The sequence below is a fragment of the Bradyrhizobium ingae genome (genome assembly GCF_055791185.1).
Genome location: NZ_JBVUBB010000040.1, coordinates 19,337 through 39,839 on the forward strand (window position 1 = coordinate 19,337; position 20,503 = coordinate 39,839).

At 60.1% G+C, this 20,503-nt stretch carries 14 protein-coding genes and 4 pseudogenes; 7 read left to right on the forward strand and 11 right to left on the reverse strand.

Going from position 1 to position 20,503, the window contains the following annotated elements; translation table 11 throughout:
• Positions 1-365: 365 nt before the first annotated feature.
• Positions 366-677, forward strand: a pseudogene (locus ACV1FX_RS35330) (transposase); the annotation flags it as partial.
• A 194-nt stretch (positions 678-871) separates the two neighbouring features.
• On the opposite strand, the gene ACV1FX_RS35335 reads toward ACV1FX_RS35330, so the two are convergent.
• Both ACV1FX_RS35335 and ACV1FX_RS35340 read right to left on the reverse strand, forming a co-directional pair.
• Positions 872-1,390 (reverse strand): avidin/streptavidin family protein, encoded by a 519-nt coding sequence (locus tag ACV1FX_RS35335; protein WP_473122155.1) that lies wholly within the window; start codon positions 1,388-1,390, stop codon positions 872-874.
• Positions 1,391-1,526: 136 nt separating this feature from the next.
• Complete coding sequence (locus tag ACV1FX_RS35340) at positions 1,527-1,802, reverse strand: hypothetical protein (protein WP_473122156.1); 276 nt, start codon at positions 1,800-1,802, stop codon at positions 1,527-1,529.
• A gap of 448 nt (positions 1,803-2,250) precedes the next feature.
• Here ACV1FX_RS35340 and ACV1FX_RS35345 point away from each other — a divergent pair, with 448 nt between their 5' ends.
• Entirely contained in the window at positions 2,251-2,568 is a 318-nt protein-coding gene (locus ACV1FX_RS35345) for a hypothetical protein (RefSeq protein WP_473122157.1), read from the forward strand.
• Positions 2,569-2,795: 227 nt separating this feature from the next.
• Here the strand turns inward: ACV1FX_RS35345 and ACV1FX_RS35350 are convergent, their stop codons facing one another.
• The 3 genes from ACV1FX_RS35350 to xopAD form a co-directional block, all read right to left on the reverse strand.
• Positions 2,796-3,746 (reverse strand): type II toxin-antitoxin system HipA family toxin, encoded by a 951-nt coding sequence (locus tag ACV1FX_RS35350; protein ID WP_473122158.1) that lies wholly within the window; start codon positions 3,744-3,746, stop codon positions 2,796-2,798.
• Positions 3,747-4,040: 294 nt separating this feature from the next.
• Entirely contained in the window at positions 4,041-4,268 is a 228-nt protein-coding gene (locus ACV1FX_RS35355; protein WP_473122159.1) for a hypothetical protein, read from the reverse strand.
• Between the two features lie 884 nt (positions 4,269-5,152).
• The gene (xopAD, locus tag ACV1FX_RS35360) at positions 5,153-11,104 is read right to left on the reverse strand and encodes a XopAD/skwp family type III secretion system effector (protein ID WP_473122160.1); all 5,952 of its coding nucleotides are present in this window, start codon (positions 11,102-11,104) and stop codon (positions 5,153-5,155) included.
• Between the two features lie 1,875 nt (positions 11,105-12,979).
• Here xopAD and ACV1FX_RS35365 point away from each other — a divergent pair.
• A pseudogene (locus ACV1FX_RS35365) lies at positions 12,980-13,063 on the forward strand (transposase domain-containing protein); the annotation flags it as partial.
• Here ACV1FX_RS35365 and ACV1FX_RS35370 read toward each other — a convergent pair.
• From ACV1FX_RS35370 to ACV1FX_RS35390, 5 genes and pseudogenes are all read right to left on the reverse strand, one after another.
• A complete protein-coding gene (locus ACV1FX_RS35370) occupies positions 13,041-13,181 on the reverse strand; it encodes a transposase (RefSeq protein ID WP_473122192.1) in 141 nt (46 codons plus the stop codon). The pseudogene ACV1FX_RS35365 and the gene ACV1FX_RS35370 overlap by 23 nt on opposite strands.
• 356 nt (positions 13,182-13,537) lie before the next feature.
• The gene (locus ACV1FX_RS35375) at positions 13,538-13,729 is read right to left on the reverse strand and encodes a hypothetical protein (RefSeq protein ID WP_473122161.1); all 192 of its coding nucleotides are present in this window, start codon (positions 13,727-13,729) and stop codon (positions 13,538-13,540) included.
• A gap of 175 nt (positions 13,730-13,904) precedes the next feature.
• Entirely contained in the window at positions 13,905-14,267 is a 363-nt protein-coding gene (gene ihfB, locus ACV1FX_RS35380; protein WP_473122162.1) for an integration host factor subunit beta, read from the reverse strand.
• 308 nt (positions 14,268-14,575) lie between these two features.
• Positions 14,576-15,202 (reverse strand): hypothetical protein, encoded by a 627-nt coding sequence (locus ACV1FX_RS35385; protein WP_473122163.1) that lies wholly within the window; start codon positions 15,200-15,202, stop codon positions 14,576-14,578.
• A 392-nt stretch (positions 15,203-15,594) separates the two neighbouring features.
• Positions 15,595-16,047: pseudogene (locus ACV1FX_RS35390) on the reverse strand (DUF2493 domain-containing protein); the annotation flags it as partial.
• Here ACV1FX_RS35390 and ACV1FX_RS35395 point away from each other — a divergent pair.
• Together ACV1FX_RS35395 and ACV1FX_RS35400 are read left to right on the forward strand one after the other, a co-directional pair.
• Positions 16,045-16,452 carry a DUF3732 domain-containing protein gene (locus ACV1FX_RS35395; protein WP_473122193.1) on the forward strand — a complete coding sequence of 136 codons (408 nt, stop codon included), beginning with the start codon at positions 16,045-16,047 and terminating at the stop codon, positions 16,450-16,452. The pseudogene ACV1FX_RS35390 and the gene ACV1FX_RS35395 sit on opposite strands and share 3 nt — an antisense overlap.
• A 259-nt stretch (positions 16,453-16,711) precedes the next feature.
• On the forward strand, positions 16,712-17,521 hold the full coding sequence (locus tag ACV1FX_RS35400; RefSeq protein WP_473122164.1) for a serine acetyltransferase domain-containing protein: 810 nt from the start codon (positions 16,712-16,714) through the stop codon (positions 17,519-17,521).
• 4 nt (positions 17,522-17,525) lie between these two features.
• Here ACV1FX_RS35400 and ACV1FX_RS35405 read toward each other — a convergent pair.
• A pseudogene (locus ACV1FX_RS35405) lies at positions 17,526-18,631 on the reverse strand (LLM class flavin-dependent oxidoreductase).
• 419 nt (positions 18,632-19,050) lie between these two features.
• Between ACV1FX_RS35405 and ACV1FX_RS35410 the strand changes: the two are divergent.
• Both ACV1FX_RS35410 and ACV1FX_RS35415 read left to right on the forward strand, forming a co-directional pair.
• Entirely contained in the window at positions 19,051-19,779 is a 729-nt protein-coding gene (locus tag ACV1FX_RS35410; RefSeq protein WP_473122194.1) for an ABC transporter permease subunit, read from the forward strand.
• On the forward strand, positions 19,776-20,501 hold the full coding sequence (locus tag ACV1FX_RS35415; RefSeq protein WP_473122165.1) for an ABC transporter ATP-binding protein: 726 nt from the start codon (positions 19,776-19,778) through the stop codon (positions 20,499-20,501). Before ACV1FX_RS35410 ends, ACV1FX_RS35415 begins: the two co-directional genes overlap by 4 nt.
• The last annotated feature ends 2 nt before the right edge of the window (positions 20,502-20,503 follow it).

Below are 20,503 nucleotides of genomic sequence, written 5' to 3' on the forward strand. Positions count from 1 at the left end.
GGTGAACGACACGTCGGGCCGGCGATCGATATGTCATGGCAACAAACAAGGCCTTCGTAGCCGTTCCCCGCCGATCTCCAGATTGAAGGCAACGGGCAATGCCCGCGTTGCTTTCGAGAACGCGCCATGCGGCGTTGCTGGACAGCGTCAGGATGAGCCATCGACCTCTTGCCGTCGAATCCGATTGTCGCAGACTCGTTGATCGGCGATCGCCGGTCATAGAGGTGCTTTTGCCGAACTCGTTCTTTGCACTTCTGTATTTGATTCTGATTTTCCGAAGCGCGAAGAAAATTAGGGTCAGAACTCATTAATCCTTCTGCTTTCGCAATACGATATTGATCCGTTTTGAGCGAGATATCGTATTCATGAGCAGGAATCTGTTCTGGCTAAGCGATGAGCAAAGCGAGCGGATTGAACCGCATTTGCCGACGGATGTTCGAGGCAAAGAGCGAGTGGATGATCGTCGCGTCATCAGCGGGAGGATCGTGCATGTGCTCAAAAGCGGCTGCCGCTGGTGCGATTGCCCGGAAGCCTATGGCCCGTCGACGACAATTTATAACCGGTTCGTGCACTGGGCTCGCCGCGGTGTCTAGGAACGTCTGTTCCGAGAGCTCGCCGAAAATGGCCGGTCGTTGGATACACAGATGATCGATTCCACTCACGTTAAAGCTCACCGTTCGGATACGCTCAGTCTGCGCGTACCAACAATGAATAAAGCCGAGCCTGAACAGCTCAGGCATTCAGGCTCGGAAGGTCTTCGATCTCGAGATCAATACCAAATGCGTGGTCGATCCAGAGCGAACATCGGCGCAGATGAGGACGGGAAAGATCAGGGTGATGGCATTCCTTACTTCGCCACGTGCAGATCAGGTTATTTGCGATTCTTTGTATTCGAGAGCTTCTCGCCCGAACCGCTCTTGGCCGCCTCTCCGACAGCGGACAGCAATTTCGATTTGTCGCCGCTTGCGAAGGTGAAAGTGTCCGCGCCGGCGCTGATGCCATTCCAGATCACCGGTTCGGCGAGTGAAAGTAGCCAGAGCCCCTGAAAGCCCGATGCAGTGTTCAGCTGTCCCGTCCATACGGTTGTCGACCCGCAGCCTGAAAAATTCACCGAAAAGCTGATCGCCGTGCCACTGTTAGACCGCGCAAGCCAGCCCGTCATCGCCTGAGGGGCACCTTCATCGCAGCTATTGGTCGCATTGTTGGTGTAAGTGCCGGAAATCGCGCCCGTGTTGGCATTATAATTGTCAACCGCCAGGGTCGAGCCGTATTGGTTGGTCCAGGTCCAGATCGGCTGCGCCGCTGCAGGCGCCGCCAGGAACAGGCCTAGGCAGGCTGCGCCCATCCAGTTCGTCAATTTCCACTTTGCTTGAGACATTTCCGACTCCATATCGCTCCAGTAGCGGAGCGGCTTAGTTATAAAACTTTACGCAGGCAATTTAAACGAGTAATAGGTCGTGATAACGCTAGCAGGTTGAAGTGTGATCGACATCTAAAGTTCAGGTCTGTGAGGCAGGATGGTGGGGTTATTCAGGTGCGAGCGGCTGACGCGTGACCGGCCGGTTTTCGGCGGCTTCGCCGGCAGCCTGATCTGGCAGAATTCGCGGTGAAAACCATTCACCGCAGGGAGAAGTGCGGATGAGCGCTTGGCGGTAGCGGCGATTGCGGTCGCTACCCATCGGCCTAACAGCTTCTTGTGCTTTGTCGGCTTGAGATTGGTCAACCGCGAACCACTTTGCTCGATAGCGGTCTTCTTTCCATACGAGATCGCGTTCCTTGAGCTGCCAGAACTGGTATGGCACACGCGAGCCTCGTTCACGATCGGCGCTGCCCTTCGACTACGCGCCAGAAGAGCGGGCTGATGTTGACGGCGCGGCAGTAGAATGATGGCTGCATAACCGGGCATGTGCCAGCGTAGCCGTTCGCGATACGAGCGTATGCGAACAAGAGCATTTTCGGAATGTTTTGTAACCTTCTGAAATCGCAGCCGTTTAAAATTGACTTTGGGGCTACCAAAAAAGGCAATAGCGACATTCCCCAAGCCCGCTTTTCGAGACTAAAGGCGGGCAAACATCGCGGAGTTACCCTTTTTCGGCGGTCCACCCAAGAGACTGGCCAGCTAGGTTCAAGCAAACACTCCGACCTATCTGCCCCGGGGAAGTCTTTCGCAGCCGCGAAGGGCCTATCAACAGCAATTGGGAGGACAAATGGACCCCGAAGAGCGACAGCCCCGACGAATACGGCGATGACATGTTGGTGGGGGCAGCCGCGATCGCTGAATACCTGTTCGGATCACCGGAGCTTCGGCGCAAAGTGTATTATCTGGCAGAGACTTCGAAACTGCCCATCTTCAGACTAGGGGCAATGCTGCGCGCGCGGAAGTCGCTGCTCAGCGGGTACATCAGGATGCAAGAGCAGCGGCCCATCAAGTTGCTCCAGATCCAGGCCCAAATCGCCGCATTATCGGGGACGATTCAACAGCTCAAGCAAGCCGGTTTCGATACGGCCGAAGCGCGACACCTCATGGCAGAACGTCGCAAAGAACTGAAGGATATGTCGCGCCGGTAATGACGCTCGGCATTCCGAAGCAAGACCAGGTAAGGACCTGATCAATCAGCTACACGGTCATGGCTCCCGGAGAAATTGGGCACATGCCGTTTGCGCACATCTGGAATGCGTCGCAGCACTTCACGACCTCCTCGAACGACGGGACGTGGTCCGAGATAATTCCGTCGTCAGTCATGTCTTTGTAGTCGGTTTCCTGCTCCTTACGTGGCTGATCGGCCAATCGAGTCTTATGCCTTGCGCGCTTCGCCTAGCTCTTCATGCTCGAAAGCACTGGCCATCCGCTCGATTTCCCTGGATGCTAAACCTGCCGCGGTAGCTGCATCGCGCCACCGTGCAACTGATGTGCCGACCTGTCGCACGATTGCCTTCGCTTTCTCGGACTTCAAGCCAAAGTGCGAAGCCACCTCAAAGGCAAGATCGAGTGAAGCCGTTCCATCCACCTCGTCGATCGCGGTCGTGAGGATGCGAGGTTTGATGTCCCCCGGAACGGGGTTCATATCGTAGGCGGGAGACAGCCGCCAGCCAGACGCTTCATACAGGAAACCGTGATTGCGGAGATGATCGTCGCTGTTGGATATGAGGATATTGAAGACGATCCGCCTCCAAAGCTGTGCGCAGTCCTCTTCGGCTCTCGCGCCATACTGGCGTAGGGCGTCGGCGATTTCCATATAGCTGTGCGGTTCATTGTCGGTAGCATTGAGCACGCTCATCGCCGACAAGAACGGAATGCGCACCTGGCCGCGGCGGTCGAACCGCCTCAGAACAAGAACATCTCGATCAGCTACTTTCTCGATGCGCCAATCCGGCGTTGGAATTCCAGCTTGCGCCGCAAGCGTAAGTCCCACGGCTTCCCACAGAGTGACACGTGTCGAATCATCATGCTGCGGAAACTTGGCTATCGCTAGGCTACCGTCCTTGTCGACGACGGATGCCTTTGGACGGGCACCACCGAGCGACGAGCCGGGAGCCAAGAGAAGACGCAGATCCTCATCGCTGCCGCCGTCTTCGCTCATGCGCATAGCCGCACCAAGTAGCGCCGGCAGTTGAATAAGTGGGGGGATTTGAACTCCTGACGCAAGAAAAGGTCCACCCTCTTTTTCTGCGAAGCGTAACGCACCCTGGCGGGCGACGTCACCCACGCCAAGGAGATAATCGGCTTCGAGCAGAGTCCGCGGCATCCTCCTCTCTTCACGAGCTGTGCGCCGCTCGTCGCGCTGAAACAGCACGCGCCCCCATCGATCAGGCGCGGAGTCGCCGATCGCTCCAAAGATGAAGCGACCGCGCCCCCGTATGATGCGGTCCCTTGCCTAGTGTCAGTGAAGGCTCGAGGGCAAAGCGCAGGGGATTGGCAAGCCACCCCGCATCGTATTCGAAAGTAGCGCTTTCTTTGCCCTTCCGGCTGCGCGCCCAAAGTCGGCCGACAGCGTGCGCGCCCCCTTCGAGATCGACGTAAACGAGAAGCTCCCGATCGCTCATGGCGACCTCTTTCGGGCTACGCTGGATTGACGCACGCGCTTCGGAAGATGTTCTTCTTCGAGCTGAAGACCAACTTCATCGCTTCGCGGATCCGCGAGATCTGCAACGCGCGAGACCAGACCTAGGATAAACATTACGGTTGCGTAGATTCCGAGCGATACGCCGGGGTCGCCGCGCTCGACCTTGCGCAAGGTCACGCGGGTGATGAAGGCGCGCTCCGCCATCGTTGTTGTCGTGATGCGGCGACGCAGGCGGGCACTTTTGATGTCATGCCCGAGCTTCGCAAGGGCTCGTTTGGCGGGCAGCGGGAGCGGTGGTGTTGTGCGCATCTTTCAACCAAACTTTTTTTGGATATTACTATATCCACAATCATAGATATTGGACATTTAAATATTCATTACAATGGCAAGTCATTGATTTTGAACGAGCAACCAGCGGTCGCAGGCTTGTCAATGTTCATGATATGTTCTGCAAGCTCAGACCGAACTATCTGCTCAAGACTATTGCCATAATTGAACAACCCCTCTCTCAGACCGGGGCTTTCATTCGTAACATTGAGACTGGCCTGCTTTTTTATGGATCGAGATACAGAAGATTTCCTGGAAAAATATCTGAAGGAGCTGAGGGAGAACAACGCTGCGGTTTTCGTAGGCGCAGGCTTGTCGAGAGCGGCAGGGTATGTGGGTTGGCCTGGACTTATGGCCCCAATCGCAAGCGGCCTCGGACTCGACGCATCCAAGGAAGTCCGGAGCGTCAAACATCGGTTCTTCACTCTCACTTTGATCGCCGCGCCGCAGTCGTCTCAAATCGTGGCGCAGCGAGCAAGCAAGCGCACTGTTGCTTAGCTCCTGAGACGACGTAGCACAACTGGCGTGATCGACACATCACCGGAAAGCTCGCCGCTGCTCGATAACGGAACGGCGGTATGAAGTAGACCCGTGATCGATCGAGGACCGAGCGCGGACATCGGTGCGCTCGAAATGCCCACCAGTTGTGCGACCGGCTTCCTTCACTCCCTGGCCAGGGAGCAAAATAGATGAGGCAACAAGAGGTCTATCGGGAACATCGCTACATGCGGCAATACGGGCTTCCTACCCAGATCGTCGCGCTATACCTGTAGTTGATCTCCAGGCCGTCTCCGGTCCGGAGCGCTCTGCTCGCAAAGATAGGTGTGCAGCGCCTGCACGCATGCATCCGCGTTCTTGTTGTCCCGCTTTTCGCACGGAACGACGGTGAGATCGGCTTGGCGATAGTGGGGCGTGCGCTGCGCGACGAGCTCCTCGAAGCGCAGCTTCTTGATGGCCGACGTGTTGGAGCTCTCGGCGACGTAGCTATCCTCCGCCTTGTCGATCCGCAGCAACGGACGGCTGGTGTCCTTTGCAAGGCGCTTCCATATCTCGTCTCGGTTGGTGTCGAGCCAGATCGACACCGCCTTGTCCTGGATGAGGCGCCGCGTTTCCTCGCGCTCGAACGCCCCGCCCCCGGTTGCCAGGACCACGTTCCCTTTCTCGACGCACTGCGCGATCACGCTTGCCTCGCTGTCCCTGAACCACTGCGGGCCCTTGGCATCGAAAATCTTCGATATCGACATGTCGGTGGCCTGCTCGATCTGTTTGTCGGAATCGATAAAGAGCAGCCCCAGTCGTCTTGCGAGATACCGGCCGATGGTGGATTTTCCAGCGGCGGGCAGGCCGACGAGCACGATGGGTCGCGCACCGAGAGCAGCGACAATCTCTTTTGCAATGGCCGACCTCCCTGGCCTTCTTGGTTCTTCGGCAGCGCGCAGTCCAAAGGCTGCGCTGGCGGCGCCTCTGAGACCCGCTTCACCGCCCCAATGGGGGATGTTCCTGGCGCCATCGGGGATGGCGACCTCCTTGCAGACGGCTCGCACGCTCTGAGTGAGCTCCTCCGCCTTACCTTGCTCCAGAGCATCGCCGCTCGCTTGCTTGCGAAGCTTATCCAGCTGCTTGTAGGTATCGTGATTGTCAATCTTGGCCTGGTAGCTGTCTGGCGTGTGGAACTCCACCTCGAAGCGGTAATCCTCCGGGGTGGCGAGCACGGTTTTGATGCCGACAAAGGTCGGATTGCGCATCCTGAACCAGTTGGTCGTGCTGATCTCGGCGTACCCCCGCTCCTCGAACGCCAGCATGGCCGTCTTGAAGGCGCGGGTAAAATCCGTGTCAGGAACTTCGAAGACATGGCGGACGGCGTTGCTGATCAGCTGTGCGACGCTGCCGGATGGGACGCTCATGCCGGTGAGCTGATCCCTGATGGAGCTTTCTGATCTCAACCTGCGATCGAGATGGGGCATATTCACCTGGACGGTTGCTCTCCTGAGGATTCCGATAACCCAGAGTGTCGTTGCGGTGATTTTCTTCTCTTTGGCCCGAGCGCGGTCAGCCTCCATTTGGGCGCGCTCTGAGGCCTCGGAGCGGGTCAGCGTGACGGTCACGGCGGAATCCTCGGCGGCAGGCTGTCGGCCAGAAGGGGCGGGCAGAATCTGCTTCTCCACGGCAAGCTTGATCGAGGCTTCCATGATTGAAGCCGCCAGCGTGGGATTGTCCTTCAGATCCTCCAAGGTCGCATCGGCATCGAACCTGCCCTGGTTGAGGGTCGCCGCCAGTCCCTTGCTGTAGGGCACGGACTGCAGACCCGGCGTCCGTTGCAGGAGCCGCTGAAGCGTTTGGCCCTTTTTCATGAAGTTGCGAGCATCCGTGTCTGATTTATAGGCGTCAGTCCCGACTTTGATGCCGAGGCTCAGGAGGTTGGTTGCGCTTTGTAGGAGGTCGTCCGCGTTGTAACCATCCGGGCGGGGATCGATGCGCGCAGGATAATGGTCGAGCAAGGCCTGGATCCTGTGGCGTGGGTCAGGCGTTGCCGGATAGGTCGCCGCCAGGTCTGGGAAAAGCTCGGAGAGCGCTGGGCTCAGCGTTGGGATTGCGTCGCTCCCGCTGTCAACTCCCTCGGACAGGACCTGCTTATCCGCGCTGGCGGCCCACGCCTCGAGGTCGGAAATGAGCAGCTCAGCGACTTCGCCGGCGACCGGATGGTCTGCAGCCTCGATCTCGTCCCTCGCCCGCTCGAGCTTGTCCTGGATATCCTGGCCACGCACCTGGTCCTGGTTCAACAGGGCCCGGATATCCCGCTTGAGCTCGTCGTGAATGCCCTCGAACGTCCCAAATACGGCACGTTCGGCGAACCAGTGTCGGGCATCATGCGATTGGGCCAAAAAGTCTCGCTGCAGGCAGCTATACATTTCCAAGACATCCTGTGTCGCAGCGAGGATCTGGCTGGCACGACCGAAGTGGTAGTTCTCGCCCTCAATTGCCGGGGTATGCGACTTTGGCGGCTTGAGCGAGCGAAGTCCGCGCGCGTGCACGGCCTGATCGAACTGCCGGACATGCTCATAAAGCTGCGGCCGGTCGGCGATGACAATGGCCGTGTCCCCGTCGAAGTCACCGTCAAGCTTTTTCTGTTCATCGATCGGAACGGCCACCAACGAGCCCGGGGCGAACAGCTCGGTCGCCTGGAGGATGCCGACGCAGTCGACCGGCGTGTCCTCCGTTACGCGGTCCTTGCGCTTGGTCCAGTTCGAATGGGACTTGACGTCCTCGGCAGACATGACCAGCCCTTGGCCGGCGTAGTTGGCCGGCCAGATCTCGTCCGGCACCACGATCAGAATGCCTTTGGCAAAAAACGTCGGATCGTCGGCTGACAATAGCTCGCTTAACTTTTGGGCGACGTTAAAACTGTATTGGATGGCCACGCACTGATCCAGGAACGCCGCAGTCGAATCGCCATCGGCCGCCGACCTCACTCGCTCGGCTTCGAACGGGCGCAAGTTGGGCTTGTCATAGGGGGACCGCCCGAGCAGCACGCCACTCGTTCCCGTCAAGGTGTCGCTTTTGAGCGTCGGCACATGGAGGCAGCCATCATCGGACGGTACGGCGACTGCGCCGGGACCATCGATATGTCCGGCCGTCACGGTGCGAAACAGCTCTTCAGACGTCAGCTTTTCCTCTTGCCTGTGTTCAAGCCAATTCATCGCCTTCTCGCGCGCCTCATCCGCCACCTGCGCGCTGCGCGGATAGTGCTGTAGCGCCGAGGCGGGCAGCGACGATCGCCTTCCCTCACCAAAGGCATGCATCCGATCGGAACCGTCCCGGTGGCCGGCCCGGCGAACCGCTCGCATGCGCTCGGCCAGCGAGGCCTTGATGAAGCCACAGCCGTCATGGGGGCGCAGAGCAATCGGGCCTTGCGGCCCAGTCAGCTTGAAGGGATGCTCCTCGGTGGCAGGGCGGTCCGGCAGCAGCGACAGGTTGAAGGTGCCCTCCAGCGCGTAGTCGTGAGGCCCGAGATCTTTGATCGCCGGCGGTGCTGCAAACCCCCTGCGCTGAGTGTAATAATAGGCCTCTTCGAAGGGCGCCCAGGCGCGTGACAGCTGCTCGAACGCCGTGCCGGGTGCGGTGTCGGCATAGGGAATGGCCAGCAGCTTCCCTCCGGAAGACGCGGCTGGCTGCTCGCCTGGCGCGCGCGCGGCGATCTGCGACACGGTCGGTTTGGGTGGTTTTAACTTGCTGCCGCCGAACAGGTCCATACGGTATGGCACCCCTTCGACGGTGACCGTGCGCGCCAACATGAAAGCGCTCGGCTTTGCCGGCAGTTGCACCGCGACCACCGGCAGCGTCCCCGACGTCAGGCGATGAAAAATCGAATACCGTGTCTCGGGCTCGGTGGCCACTCGCCGTCCCTGCAGGTCCACCACCGGCAACTGCATCAGTCCCGCTTCCCCCTGGGGCGGTCGGGGCTCGTGATCCATGGTTCGCAACACCTGATGGACATCGAAGACTGACGCAGAATGTTGCGCCTTGATCCTTTCCGCATCCTGCACCATCAGCGCGTCGAGCGCATCGACCGGATTATCCGCCTCGATCTGCGCGATCAGATTCCAGCTCATATTGGAAAGATCGCTTTGGATGAGGTCGCGTGCGCCGGCCAGGATCTCCCTGGTCCCGCGCCGCAGCTCTTGCTGCCTCATCAACAAATCGGACTTCTTGCCCTCGACATACGGTCGTCGGTACAGAGTCCCCAGGCTCGCACGTGCTTTTAGCACCTGATAGATCGAGAGCGCGGGGCAACGAGTCGCCAATGGTCCACGGGTCCGCTCCGCATCGCTTGCGGCCAAATGTGCCTCGATCTTCTGCTCCACGACTGATTGCAGATCGTTCAGCAAGCCCAGAGCCGCTCTGCGGTGCCAGCGCAGCGGCTTCTGCGAGCTGCGGGCCAGCGGCAGCAGAGCTACGCACAGATTGCCTATAGTTTCGAGGTCGTTCTCCGCGGCGAAACCAGGGGCACGACTCAATTCCGCAAGACGATTGAGCCCTGTCGATGCGAGCAAACCGAGATCGTCGAACAGCTGGGCCTTTCCCAATGCCTTGAAGATGTTGGCGATGCTCACAACATTGGCTTGCTCCAGGCGATCCGTGGCATAATGAAGGTGGTGGGCCAGCTGATGTAGCCGATCGCTCAGCAGAGCGGCCTCTGTGACTTCTCCAGTGTCCTGCTCCCTCACAATACTTCGCCCGAGGGCATTGGCAATCATGCTGAGCTCAGGCGTTGTGAAAGCACCAAAGCGCCAGCCTCTCGTACCGAGATTACGCGCGATGTCTATTACCGCCTGGTGGCACGCCGCCTCGTCCGGCCACCTGCTAATGCCGTTCACCAGGTTCGCCAGCTCCTGCGGATTGAAATTGGAGAGCTGGGGGAGAGGCACCGCACCGGCGATGGTGACAATGGCCTCGCGGCAGGCCGCCTCGTCCGGCCATTTGCTGAAACCGTTCACCAGGTTCGCCAGGTGCTGCGGAGTAAAATCGGAAAGCCGGCGGCCAGGAATCGCAGCGGCGATTGCGACCGTGGCCTCGCGACAGGCTGCCGCTTCCGGCCACTTGCTGAAGCCGTTCACCAGGTTCGCTAGGTCCTGCGGTGTAAAGTCGGAGAGCGGGCGGCGAGGGATCTCACTCGCGATGGCGACTGCCGCCTCGCGTATCGCCGCTTCTGGCCACTTGCTGAAACCGTTCACCAGGTTCGCCATCTGCTGCGGTGTTAAGTCGGAGGGCTCGCGGCAAGGGATCTCACTCGCGATGGCGACTGCCGCCTCGCGACAGCTCGTCGCTTCCGGCCACTTGCTGAAGCCGTTCACTAGGTTCGCCATCTGCCGCAGTGTTAAGTTGGAGGGCTCACGGCGAGAGATCTCACTGGCGATTGCGATGATGGCCTTGCCACACGTCGCCGCTTCCGGCCACTTGCTGAAACCGTTCACCAGGTTCGCCATCTGCTGCGGTGTTAAATCGGTGGGCGGGCGGCAAAGGATCTCACCGGCGATTGCGATGGTGGCCTCGCCACACATCGCCGCTTTCGGCCACTTGCTGAAGCCGTTCACCAGGTTCGCCAGCTCCTGCTGAGTAAAATCGGAGAGCCGGCGAGGAATCTCATCGGCGATTGCGACGATGGCCTCACCACAGGCCACCGATTCCGGCCACTTGCTGAAGCCGTTCACCAGGTTCGCCAATGCCTGCGGTGTAAAATCGGAGAGCCGGCGGCGCGGGATCGCAACGGCGATTGCGATTGTGGCCTCGCGACAGTCCGCCGCTTCCGGCCACTTGCTGAAACCATTCACCAAGTTCGCCAGCTCCTGTGGCTTGAACTCGAAGAGCCGGGGGCGGGGGATCGCACTCGCGATTGCGACTATGGCCTCTCGACAGTCCGGCGCTTCCGGCCACTTGCTGAAGCCGTTCACCAGGTTCGCCAGCTCCTGTGGCTTGAACTTCGCCAGCTCCAGTGCCTTGAACTCGGAGAGCCGGCGCCAACGGATCGCACCCGCGATTGCGACTGTGACCTCGCGACAGGCTGCTGCTTCCGGCCACTTGCTGAAGCCGTTCACCAGGTTCGCTAGTTCCTGTGGTTTGAACTCGGAGAGCCGGGGCCAACGGATCGCACCGGCAATTGCGACCGTGGCGTTGCGACAGTCCGCCGCTTGCGGCCACTTGCTGAGACCATTCACCAGGTTCGCCAAGTGCTGTGATGTAAAATCGGAGAGCGGGCGGCGAGGGATCTCACACGCGATTGCGACTATGGCCTCACCACAGGCCGTCGCTTCGGGCCACTTGCTGAAGCCATTCACCAATAATGCTAGATCTTGACTTTCGGCTCTCTGAAGTATCCCGCTTTCATCGCGACAAAATTCTGCGATCTTGACCGTTCCGTCGCGGCATTCCGTTGTCCGGGGATGCCGACCGAACGATGATGCGAAAAGGGAAAAGGCCCGAGGGCCGACCTGCGTCAAGAGCGCCTTGTCAAGCCGCGATACCTGAGCCGCTAGGGCTCGACAAGCTCTTATGCCGGCCTGACCTCCCGCGTCCCGGCTCACCGCGTTGCACGTCGTGGCGTACCCCCATGACGATCGGATATTTTCTTCCAACTGCGCCACAAACCGAGCATCAAAATGGCCAGCCGCGTTTTGCAGAAATTCTGAAAGGTCCTTCCCCTTCAGCTCCCGGTTGTGATGCACCACTTTACGTGAGAAAGTACCGATGTTGCGAGCGCTGGCGATTTCTCTTAGCGCCGCATTCAGTTCATCTGAACGTCTAAAATGCCTTTCCGATATTGCGGCTTGGATGTTCTGCGCAGTCGCATGGTTGATACGCGGCCTTTCTGGTACATCACTTGGGTCGGAGACGGATTGGCGATGTGCCTGCAGCGCGACTCGTTGCGAACTTTCGGCCGCTCGATGGGCGTGCCACCGACCGCCATCCGAACGCGACAGACTTGCTTCCCGATTTGGCGCGCCTCTGTAAGATCCATGTTGCGATTCCGAGCCGTCACGCGCGATTGGCTGCGCAGGCACATCGCCCATGCGCCACCTTCCTAGCCTGCCACATCGCTCGGGCACGGATTGCGTATCCGGCGGAAGCGCCGCTCTTTGCGAGCTTTCGGCCGTTCGATCGGCGCGCCACGGCTCGCCATCCGAGGGCAAGGAGTCCGCCTCGCCGCGTGGTGCGCCACTGTCAGGTCGACAGGGTCGCTGCGAGCCTGAACCCTGGACGACCTGCGATGGCACATCGTGCACGCGCCCTCCTTCTGGTCCGCCACGCCGGTTGGAGAAGGATTGCGTGTGCTGCGGGCGCGCGCTTGTTTGCGAGCTTCCGGCCGCCGGATCGTCACGCCAGAGCTCCTCATCAGAACGCGACGAACTGGATTCCGCCAAGGAGCGGAAACGACGACGGCTTCCACCCATTGCGCCCTGCAGCGCAGCGCCAAGGATACGATGCGCGCCGATGAGGGGACCGGCAAACCGTTCCGCACCGCCGGCGGGTTGCGCGATACGCGATCTGGAAGCGCCTGAATCCTGAAGCTCAGAGCGGATCCGATCCACAGCAGAATCGAATGATCGGGTCTCTTCGCCGGGGGCACGCGCCGCTCCTGCGCGAGAACCGTCGGCGTCCCCACCTTCGTTGGCGCGTTCCGAACCGAGCGGATTCCCGCGCTCGTCAATGCCCCTCATAATCCAACTCCCGATTTAGAGGGACTGGGCTGCCTGCTCTCACGAATATTCGAAAGTCATGCCGGCCCGGCCACCTATATCGGTCTTGTCTGACGTAGGGCTGACCGAATGGGAGCCCCCGATCCGCAACTTGCCGAGCATTACCCTCCTTCTGCCCGTCGATTCCGATCATTGGTCCATCAGCTCACGACAATCCATTCGACCAAACGCTTGCCGAGCTATGGCCGAAACTGGGTGATGACGGGTTGAGAGAGGCGGCGTATCGAGGCGGGTGTCCAGCCTGCCAGAGCCTCAAGGAGAGCGATAGGCCATGACCGAGGCTACCAACGTTCTTGCCTTTCGTCAGCCCTCCACGGTTGACGATCCACTGACCGATATCTGACCGACGTCCTCACCAGACTTGTCAATCTCTGGCCGGCCTCGCATCTGGACGAACTCATGCCCTGGGCGTGGACGGCAGCTTCAACAATCCGTCGCGTACCGCCTTGCGCCAGGCCGACAAATGCTGCGGCGACAGACCGTGGCGCCGCGCAACATCCGAGACGACCGCGCCCGGAACAAAGGACTCCGCAACGATCCGTCCCTTAACCTCGTCGCTCTAGCGCCGCCGGACCCGTAGCTGAGATGCGTCGACAACACGCTCGATCATCTATGAAAACCGTCCTCTTCCAGGCGGAACTCATTTTGCCGATCTGCTCAACAGCAACAAGGTGCGGGAGACACGCCGCTTACGAGCGCAGACGATCGGTCTGTCCCTCGTCGCGTCGTTCCTTCCGTCGCATCGTCCCCTCCGATGCCACGACGGAATCACGACTCGCGATTCGCGGGAAATCCAAAAAACAAAATTGCAAGCTTCCGACGCCTCAAGCCCCAAAAGCTTGCAATCTCAAAAACCCTCGTGGCGGCTCGCGCCGGCTTCATTTGGATCGAGCGTCAGCTCCAACTGATGGGGGTATACGGAACTCGACGGCGCTTCAGTTCTTCCTCAAGGCGCAGCGCTTCTCGTTTCGCAGTCTCGCCCAACAGACGATGTTTGCTGCCTAGGCGCAGATCGGCCGCAACTTGCTGCCGAATATTTTCGTAGAGTTTAAGGACGCTCGCGTCACTTAAGTCCTGGATGGCCATCGACATCTTCTCAAAAACATTCACGAAATAAAATGGAGCCACAGATGAGATCCGCGGCTCCCCGGGAAATAGCTCAATAAGACGCAATGTAGTCCATCCCCGGTACCGACCCCAGAGTGCCTCGATCATTGAGATTTGTGGAGCGTCACTGGCGCTTGCGTTTGCGAAAACAATATTAACGTTGCTTCTTCACCACACCAGGCTCAGCGGACGCTCTTGGACTGTCTTGGACGGCAAAGTTGCTGTCTTTCGGTCCCGCGTCACTGTTTAGTCGTTCGTGCATTTCCTTGCTGGCCTTGAAGTGCGGAAGGCGCTTCTCGTCGACCCGCACGAGCGCGCCTGTGCGCGGATTCCTGCTGATGCGAGCCTGCCGTTGCTTGGCAGAGAACACTCCGAATCCACGAAGCTCAACCCGATCGCCGCGCGCGAGCGCGGCGACGATCTCGCCCAGGATTGCATTTACAATGTTCTCGACGTCACGCGGATAAAGGCGCGGATTTCGGCCGGAGATACGCTCAACAAGTTCGGACCTGATCATTGACACTGGCGTCCAAAGAATTTGTGGGTAATCATTTCTCGAAAGCGCTAGCGCCTGTCAAGCCGCAGCAGGCGTCATGACAACCAGAACCCGCCGAACAAAAGCCGACTGGAGATGACCGAGCACTGGAGTTGGTCATCATCCGGTAGCGCTAGCATTCGTACCTGCCGGTCGCCTGCAACCGCTTCAACTCGAAGGGCTGATCGAGAGCGATATCGACCTAGCCTTCCATACATGCGCTGCACGCATCGCCGTTACCGGCGTGCCGGACTGAATGGGGCAAATCGCCGATTCGAGCAGTCCGCCGCCTAACCCTGCGTTAGTGATTGAAGCCGAATGGGCGGAAACACGGCAACGGCGTGGTTCCGGCGCAGCCGAAAGCGCGGCCCGCAGGGCAACGCACAGGCATTGACGAACACCTCAGTAAACAAGAACGCCCACGATCTATGAGAATTGTCCTGATATTGTCTTATCGAGGAATTGCGATTCTTGATGGTCCCTGACTTCCCACCTGCCTCGGCAGCATCAAGGTCGTCACGATCATTCGAGCTTCGATAGGTAGAACGAGGATAGCCGGCATAGGAGAGATCAATATCCCCCGCGATCAACAAGATGCGCTTACGGCGATCAATACCAGCAATCTGGACAGACTTGTCGATCAAGCGATCCGCGAAGAACGATTGGGCGACCTGCACGGCCTCCGCCTCGCGAGCTGCGGACCCTACATTGCAAAAACACTTAATCGATTTGAACGAGCGTTGGCAAACCACCGCCAGGCCAAGGCGGCACGAAAGCGCGCGGAAACGGGAGACGCCCTTAGACGCGCGGGCATTGAGCTGTCCTTCGCGGTTGAGGACATGAAACGCCGAATGGAAGCGGAACAAAAGGAAGGCCAACTCTTCTATATTGATGACCAGGTCATGCCGCCTCACCATTTCGACAAACGCCTGAGTGTCCGAGTGAGCTATCGGTGCGCCGGACCGTCGATGACGAGTGGACGCTTGGCAGCATGACCTTCGTCCATGACGTGGATCTACGTCCCGACTATACGATCCCCGTTCCCAAGCGGAAGCCGAGCGCTGCCAAACAGGAGCAGGATCGACAGACCAGGCCTTATCAAACGTGGGAGCACCTGATGAGAGGAGCGCTCTACTCGGTGAGGGACTATTTCAGGGAAGGTGGTAACGGAGACACGGTCCCAAAAACATTCCAGGCAACGGTCGATTCCCATACTCGCGACCTTAACAACTACAGCACTCAGTTCTGGCGCCAGCAACGTTGAATTCCTCCGTCTATCCGGAGGATTGAAGGCGGATGATGGCGGCGCCTAAGCGCCGCCTGTTCCAAACCGCCCGACCTGGATGCCGGTGCCCGGGAAGTGCATCACGCCGATCGGCAGCACGTCAAGCATCGCATCGTTGCGCTTGAACGGCGCTGCCTTGTTATGCTTCGTCCAGTCGGGCCTGGAGGCGATCTGCGGGACTTTGCGGTTGTCGGCCCATTTGGCGGCGATCAATTCGGCGCCCTTCGGCGATCCGCCGTGCAACAGTACCATGTCGGGGTGCTTGCCGTGGACCTGGTCGAGCTTGGCCTAGATCAACAGGTGTTGGTTGAAGTCGAGGTCACCGGTGAACGCTACCTTCCGTCCTGCGGGCAGAAGCACCTGATTGTCGGCGCGCCTCCTCGCCGCCAGGAAATCGCGGCTGTCGATCACCGCCGCGGTGAGATTGCGGTGGTTGACTTTCGAACCGTTCCGCGGCCGCCAGGCGGAGTGGGTGTGGCCGGCGCGGAAGGCAAACCAGTCCTTGACGAACGTGAGTTAAGCATAAACTTCGAACGGGAGGGAGCAAATCGCCCTGACTATCTCTGGGAGATCGGTAGCGGAGAGAATTGGATGGCGTACCATCTGGCCGCGCTGCTAGCACTTCATGGTGTGTTCCTGACGCGCGGCACGACCAATCCAGTACCTTCCTTTCTGGTGATCGATCAGCCCAGCCAGGTCTATTTTCCGAGCGACACATTCGATGCGTTCATCAAGGGTGAGCAGGCCGCAGGCGGGCAGGATCAACGGCCTAGACGTCGCAGGCATCTGACAGACATCGAGAGTACCGAACGCATCTTCGCCAGCCGCGCGACCGTGGTCCCCCGTCGCAAGTGTCCTGACCGGCAGTTTCGGGCGACGTGAGGAGATGGCCGTCCGAGGATCGACATCGAGGCCCGATGTCAATCTCTTGTCCACGCGATCGTCACCGTGCCGAATGATACCGCTGATGACCTTCGGCCGCGTTGGCCTCAGCAATCTGGCGCCAACGGAATTGGAAAGAGCATCGACTGGGTGTCCGCCGCGAGGCCGGGCCGTCGACATTTGTTCGGCGTGAGTTGGCGTGCATGCACGGCACGTTCTATATTCGACAGCCCACGTGTGGGGCAGACCGGAGATTCGGATGGCCAGACCTGCGATAATCGAGAGCGACAGCCTCTGGCAGGAAATAGGCCACGAGGCGCGGCGCGCGATCGCCGCCGATCCAGTTTTTGGCGCGGCGCTTTCCGATTCCATCCTGGCTCATCACGATTTCGCGGCCGCCTTGTCGGACCAAATCGGACGCCGGCTCGGCGGCAACATCGCGACGCACGCGCGTTTTGCGAAGCTCGCCAACGACGCCTTTCGAGGCGAGCCGGACTTGGTTGAAGCCGCAAGTCGGGACTTACAAGCCATTGTCGCTCGCGATCCGGCGATCGCCGGCCTACTGTCGCCGCTTCTCCACTTCAAGGGCTTCGTCGCGCTGCAGGCCTGGCGCGTATCGCATTGGCTCTGGCAGCACGACCACGTCGATCGAGCGTTGCTCTTCCAAAACGAAGCCTCCAATGCATTGCAGGTCAGCATTCATCCGTCGGCACGGATCGGGGCCTCAGTATACCTCGACCACGCCACGGGGATCGTGATTGGTGCAAACGTCGTGATTGGCGACGACGTTACCATTCTCCAGAATGTCAGCATTGGCAGGCAGCGGGAGCTTCCTACGCGCTCACCGCGGATCGGCCGCGGCGTCTTTATCGGCGCGGGCGCGACCATTCTCGGCGACATCCGCATCGGTGATTTCGCCAAGATCGGCGCCGAGTCGGTTGTGACCAGTGAGGTGCCACACGGCTGCACCGCAGTCGGCAATCCCGCGCGATTGACTAACTGCCCGGAGCCGGCTCTGCCGCATGGCAACGGCGATATCGGCTCAGGTCCGGCGCCGGGATTCGCTTAGCCCCTCACCTGCCCGACAATTCTGACAACCGCTCAACGGATTTGCCGGCGCCACTCGGCGCGTATCGGCGCACGCGCGGCATCACTTCCAGCGCAAAGCGCCGCATCTCCGCCTCGAACGGCTGGAACTGCAGCATGAACAGCTCGATGCCCGCTGCATGGAAGGCGTGAATACGTTCGGCGGCTTCATCATAACTGCCGACCAGGCCTGCCGCCGTGCCACCGTTGCTGCCGATCCGCGGCGTCTTCTGCATGGTCTGCATCATCACGACCTTGGGATCGGTGTTCTGCGTCTGGATCGCCTTCATCGCCGCATCCTTGGCGGCGATGCTGAGGAGACGCTCATAGGCCGCCTGCGCCTGCTGCGCCGTCTCTCGCGCGATGACGAAGGCGGACAGCCGGAACCGCAGCGGCGGCGCATCGCCCCGCGGACGCGCGTCGACGTCGGCAATCAGGCCGGCGACGTCCCCCAGCGGCTGGCCATTAATGAACCAGACGTCACCGTGACCGGCGACCAGCGCACGGGCAGGCTCAGACTCGCCGCCGACATAGATCGCGGGACGTGTCCGATAGAGGCTCGTTGGCAGCGGCGCATAATCACGCACGTCGAAATGCTCGCCGGCATGGGTAACCCGCTCGCCCTCCATCAGGCGCGTCACGACTGAAATCCATTCGCGCCCGTAGGCGTAGCGCGCGTCATGCTCGGGAAAGCCGATACCGGCCTTCTCGAGCTCCGGCCTGTTCCAGGCGTTGACGAGATTGATGGCAAAGCGGCCACGGCTGATGTTCTCGATGCCGAGTGCCAGCTTGGCCAGCACCACGGGATGATACAGGTATGGCTTGATCGCGGCGATGATTTCGATCCGTTTCGTCAAGGCTGCGATCGCAGCCGCAGCACTCCAGGCTTCGAGCTGATCGAGATCCTCCTGGTGCGGATCGATGGTGTGCTGCGCGATCAGCGTCGAATCGTAGCCCAGCTCTTCGGCGGCGAGCACCAGGTCCCGGTTGCGCTCCCATGACGCATCATAGGGGGTTCTTCGGGATCCTGATGCGCCGCGCGCGGACCATGCACCAGCGCCCAGATTCCGAAGCGAAGCGGCCTCGTCGTCATCGCATTCTCCCTGAAATCGTCGCGTCGTCCAGATTGCGTTGTCAGTTTCTGCCGCTGCCTGACGCGAGATCAAGCACGTCCGGCATCAAAAGATTTTCTTTGTCGCGCGCCTCGCCGCGGCGAGATCAGAACACTCTGCAACGAACCACAATTGAAAAACCGCTCTATTTCTGTTCGCGCGAATTCGTGGGACATTTTGCAAGAGGCGGCAGCTCATTGCCGACCTGGCTTATGCGCTTGTCGCATGTGCGATCAAGCGAGGACGACCCGTCTTGAGCAATATCGAGTTGAGCAACGACGAACCGGCTGTAATCGCCGCGGTATCCGATCAGGAACGGCAGAACAGCGCTGCGCCCGCAACGCATTCGCTCAACAGGCTCGGACAAAACGGCTTGCAACTACTGTCCTGGCTTGCGCCGATGACGCTGGTGATTGTGTGGGAGCTTTTGGCACAGACGGGATGGTTGTCGCCGCAGGTGTTGCCTGCGCCGAGCAAGATAATGAGAACGGCATTCAAGCTTATTTCGTCCGGCAGCCTATTGAATGATCTGGGCATCAGCCTTTTGCGCGCGGTGGCAGGTTTTGCGATGGGTGGCGCTGTCGGCTTCACGCTCGGCGTGCTCGTCGGGTTCTCGCGTATCGCCGAGGCTGTGATCAATCGCAGCGTGCAGATGATCCGTGCGATTCCGTTCCTGGCCTTGCTGCCCCTCGTCATCGTCTGGATCGGCGTCGGCGAAGCCGAGAAGATCTTCCTCGTGACGCTCGGCGTCACCTTCCCGATCTACATCAACACCGTCTTGGGAATCCGGCAAGTTGATCCGAAGCTGATCGAACTTGGCCGGATCCAGGGGCTTGGTGCGTTCGAATTGATCCGGCGGATCATTCTGCCGGGCGCATTGCCGTCAATCCTGACCGGCATTCGCTATGCACTCGCGACAGCTTGGCTGGCGCTGGTCGTTGCAGAAACCATTGGCGCGCAATCCGGCATCGGCTTCCTTGCCATGGACGCGCGCGAGTTCCTGCGTACCGATGTCATCGTGCTGACAATCGTGATCTACGCCCTGATCGGGGTGGCAGCGGACGCTATCGCCCGCGTCCTCGAACGGCGCCTGCTCGCCTGGCACCCGAACTATGGAGCCGCGCGATGAATGTTCACGTCGCGCCTTTTCACGCGCGTGTCGCTGGTTCCGGGCCTGCCGTGGTCGTGAGCAATATGACACGCGCTTACGGCAAGCGGATCGTCATCGAAAAGCTCAATCTGCGCATCGAGCGCGGTGAGTTCGTCGCCCTGCTCGGCGAGAGCGGCTGCGGCAAGACCACGCTCTTGCGCGCCCTTGCTGGGCTCGACCCGATCCGGGGCGGACGGATCAATGCGCCGCGTCGGCCTGCGGTCGTCTTCCAGGAGCATCGCCTGCTGCCGTGGGACAATCTGTGGCGCAACGTCGCGCTCGGGTTGCAGCTTCCGGATGTGCGCGAGCGCGCCGCCGAAGCGCTGGCGGAAGTCGGGCTCGGCGATCGCCTCGACGATTGGCCACGCAATCTCTCGGGCGGACAGGCGCAACGCGTCGCGCTCGCGCGCGCGCTGGTGCAACAGCCGGAGCTCCTGCTGCTGGACGAGCCCTTCGCGGCGCTCGATGCCCTGACCCGCATGCGTATGCACGAGCTCGTGCGTGAGCTCGTCGCCAGCCACCGTCCGGGCGTTCTCCTCGTCACGCATGACGTCGACGAGGCGATCACGCTGGCCGATCGCATCCTGGTGATGCGGAGCGGTGCGATCGCTTTCGAGCATCGCGCATCCGACGCGGCTTCGATATCGCGCGCTGATCTCCTTGCCGAGCTCGGCGTGACCTCGCCTCATCCCCTGAATTGAGC

Excerpts from the sequence above, each read along its gene's own strand:
- ihfB (WP_473122162.1), bottom strand. The coding sequence starts at position 14,267 with ATGATCAGGTCCGAACTTGTTGAGCGTATCTCCGGCCGAAATCCGCGC.
- ACV1FX_RS35345 (WP_473122157.1), top strand. The coding sequence starts at position 2,251 with ATGTTGGTGGGGGCAGCCGCGATCGCTGAATACCTGTTCGGATCACCG.
- ACV1FX_RS35400 (WP_473122164.1), top strand. The coding sequence starts at position 16,712 with ATGGCCAGACCTGCGATAATCGAGAGCGACAGCCTCTGGCAGGAAATA.
- ACV1FX_RS35350 (WP_473122158.1), bottom strand. The coding sequence starts at position 3,746 with ATGCCGCGGACTCTGCTCGAAGCCGATTATCTCCTTGGCGTGGGTGAC.
- ACV1FX_RS35410 (WP_473122194.1), top strand. The coding sequence starts at position 19,051 with ATGACGCTGGTGATTGTGTGGGAGCTTTTGGCACAGACGGGATGGTTG.
- ACV1FX_RS35375 (WP_473122161.1), bottom strand. The coding sequence starts at position 13,729 with ATGGCCATCCAGGACTTAAGTGACGCGAGCGTCCTTAAACTCTACGAA.
- ACV1FX_RS35335 (WP_473122155.1), bottom strand. The coding sequence starts at position 1,390 with ATGGAGTCGGAAATGTCTCAAGCAAAGTGGAAATTGACGAACTGGATG.
- ACV1FX_RS35385 (WP_473122163.1), bottom strand. The coding sequence starts at position 15,202 with ATGGTGAGGCGGCATGACCTGGTCATCAATATAGAAGAGTTGGCCTTC.
- ACV1FX_RS35355 (WP_473122159.1), bottom strand. The coding sequence starts at position 4,268 with ATGGCGGAGCGCGCCTTCATCACCCGCGTGACCTTGCGCAAGGTCGAG.
- ACV1FX_RS35415 (WP_473122165.1), top strand. The coding sequence starts at position 19,776 with ATGAATGTTCACGTCGCGCCTTTTCACGCGCGTGTCGCTGGTTCCGGG.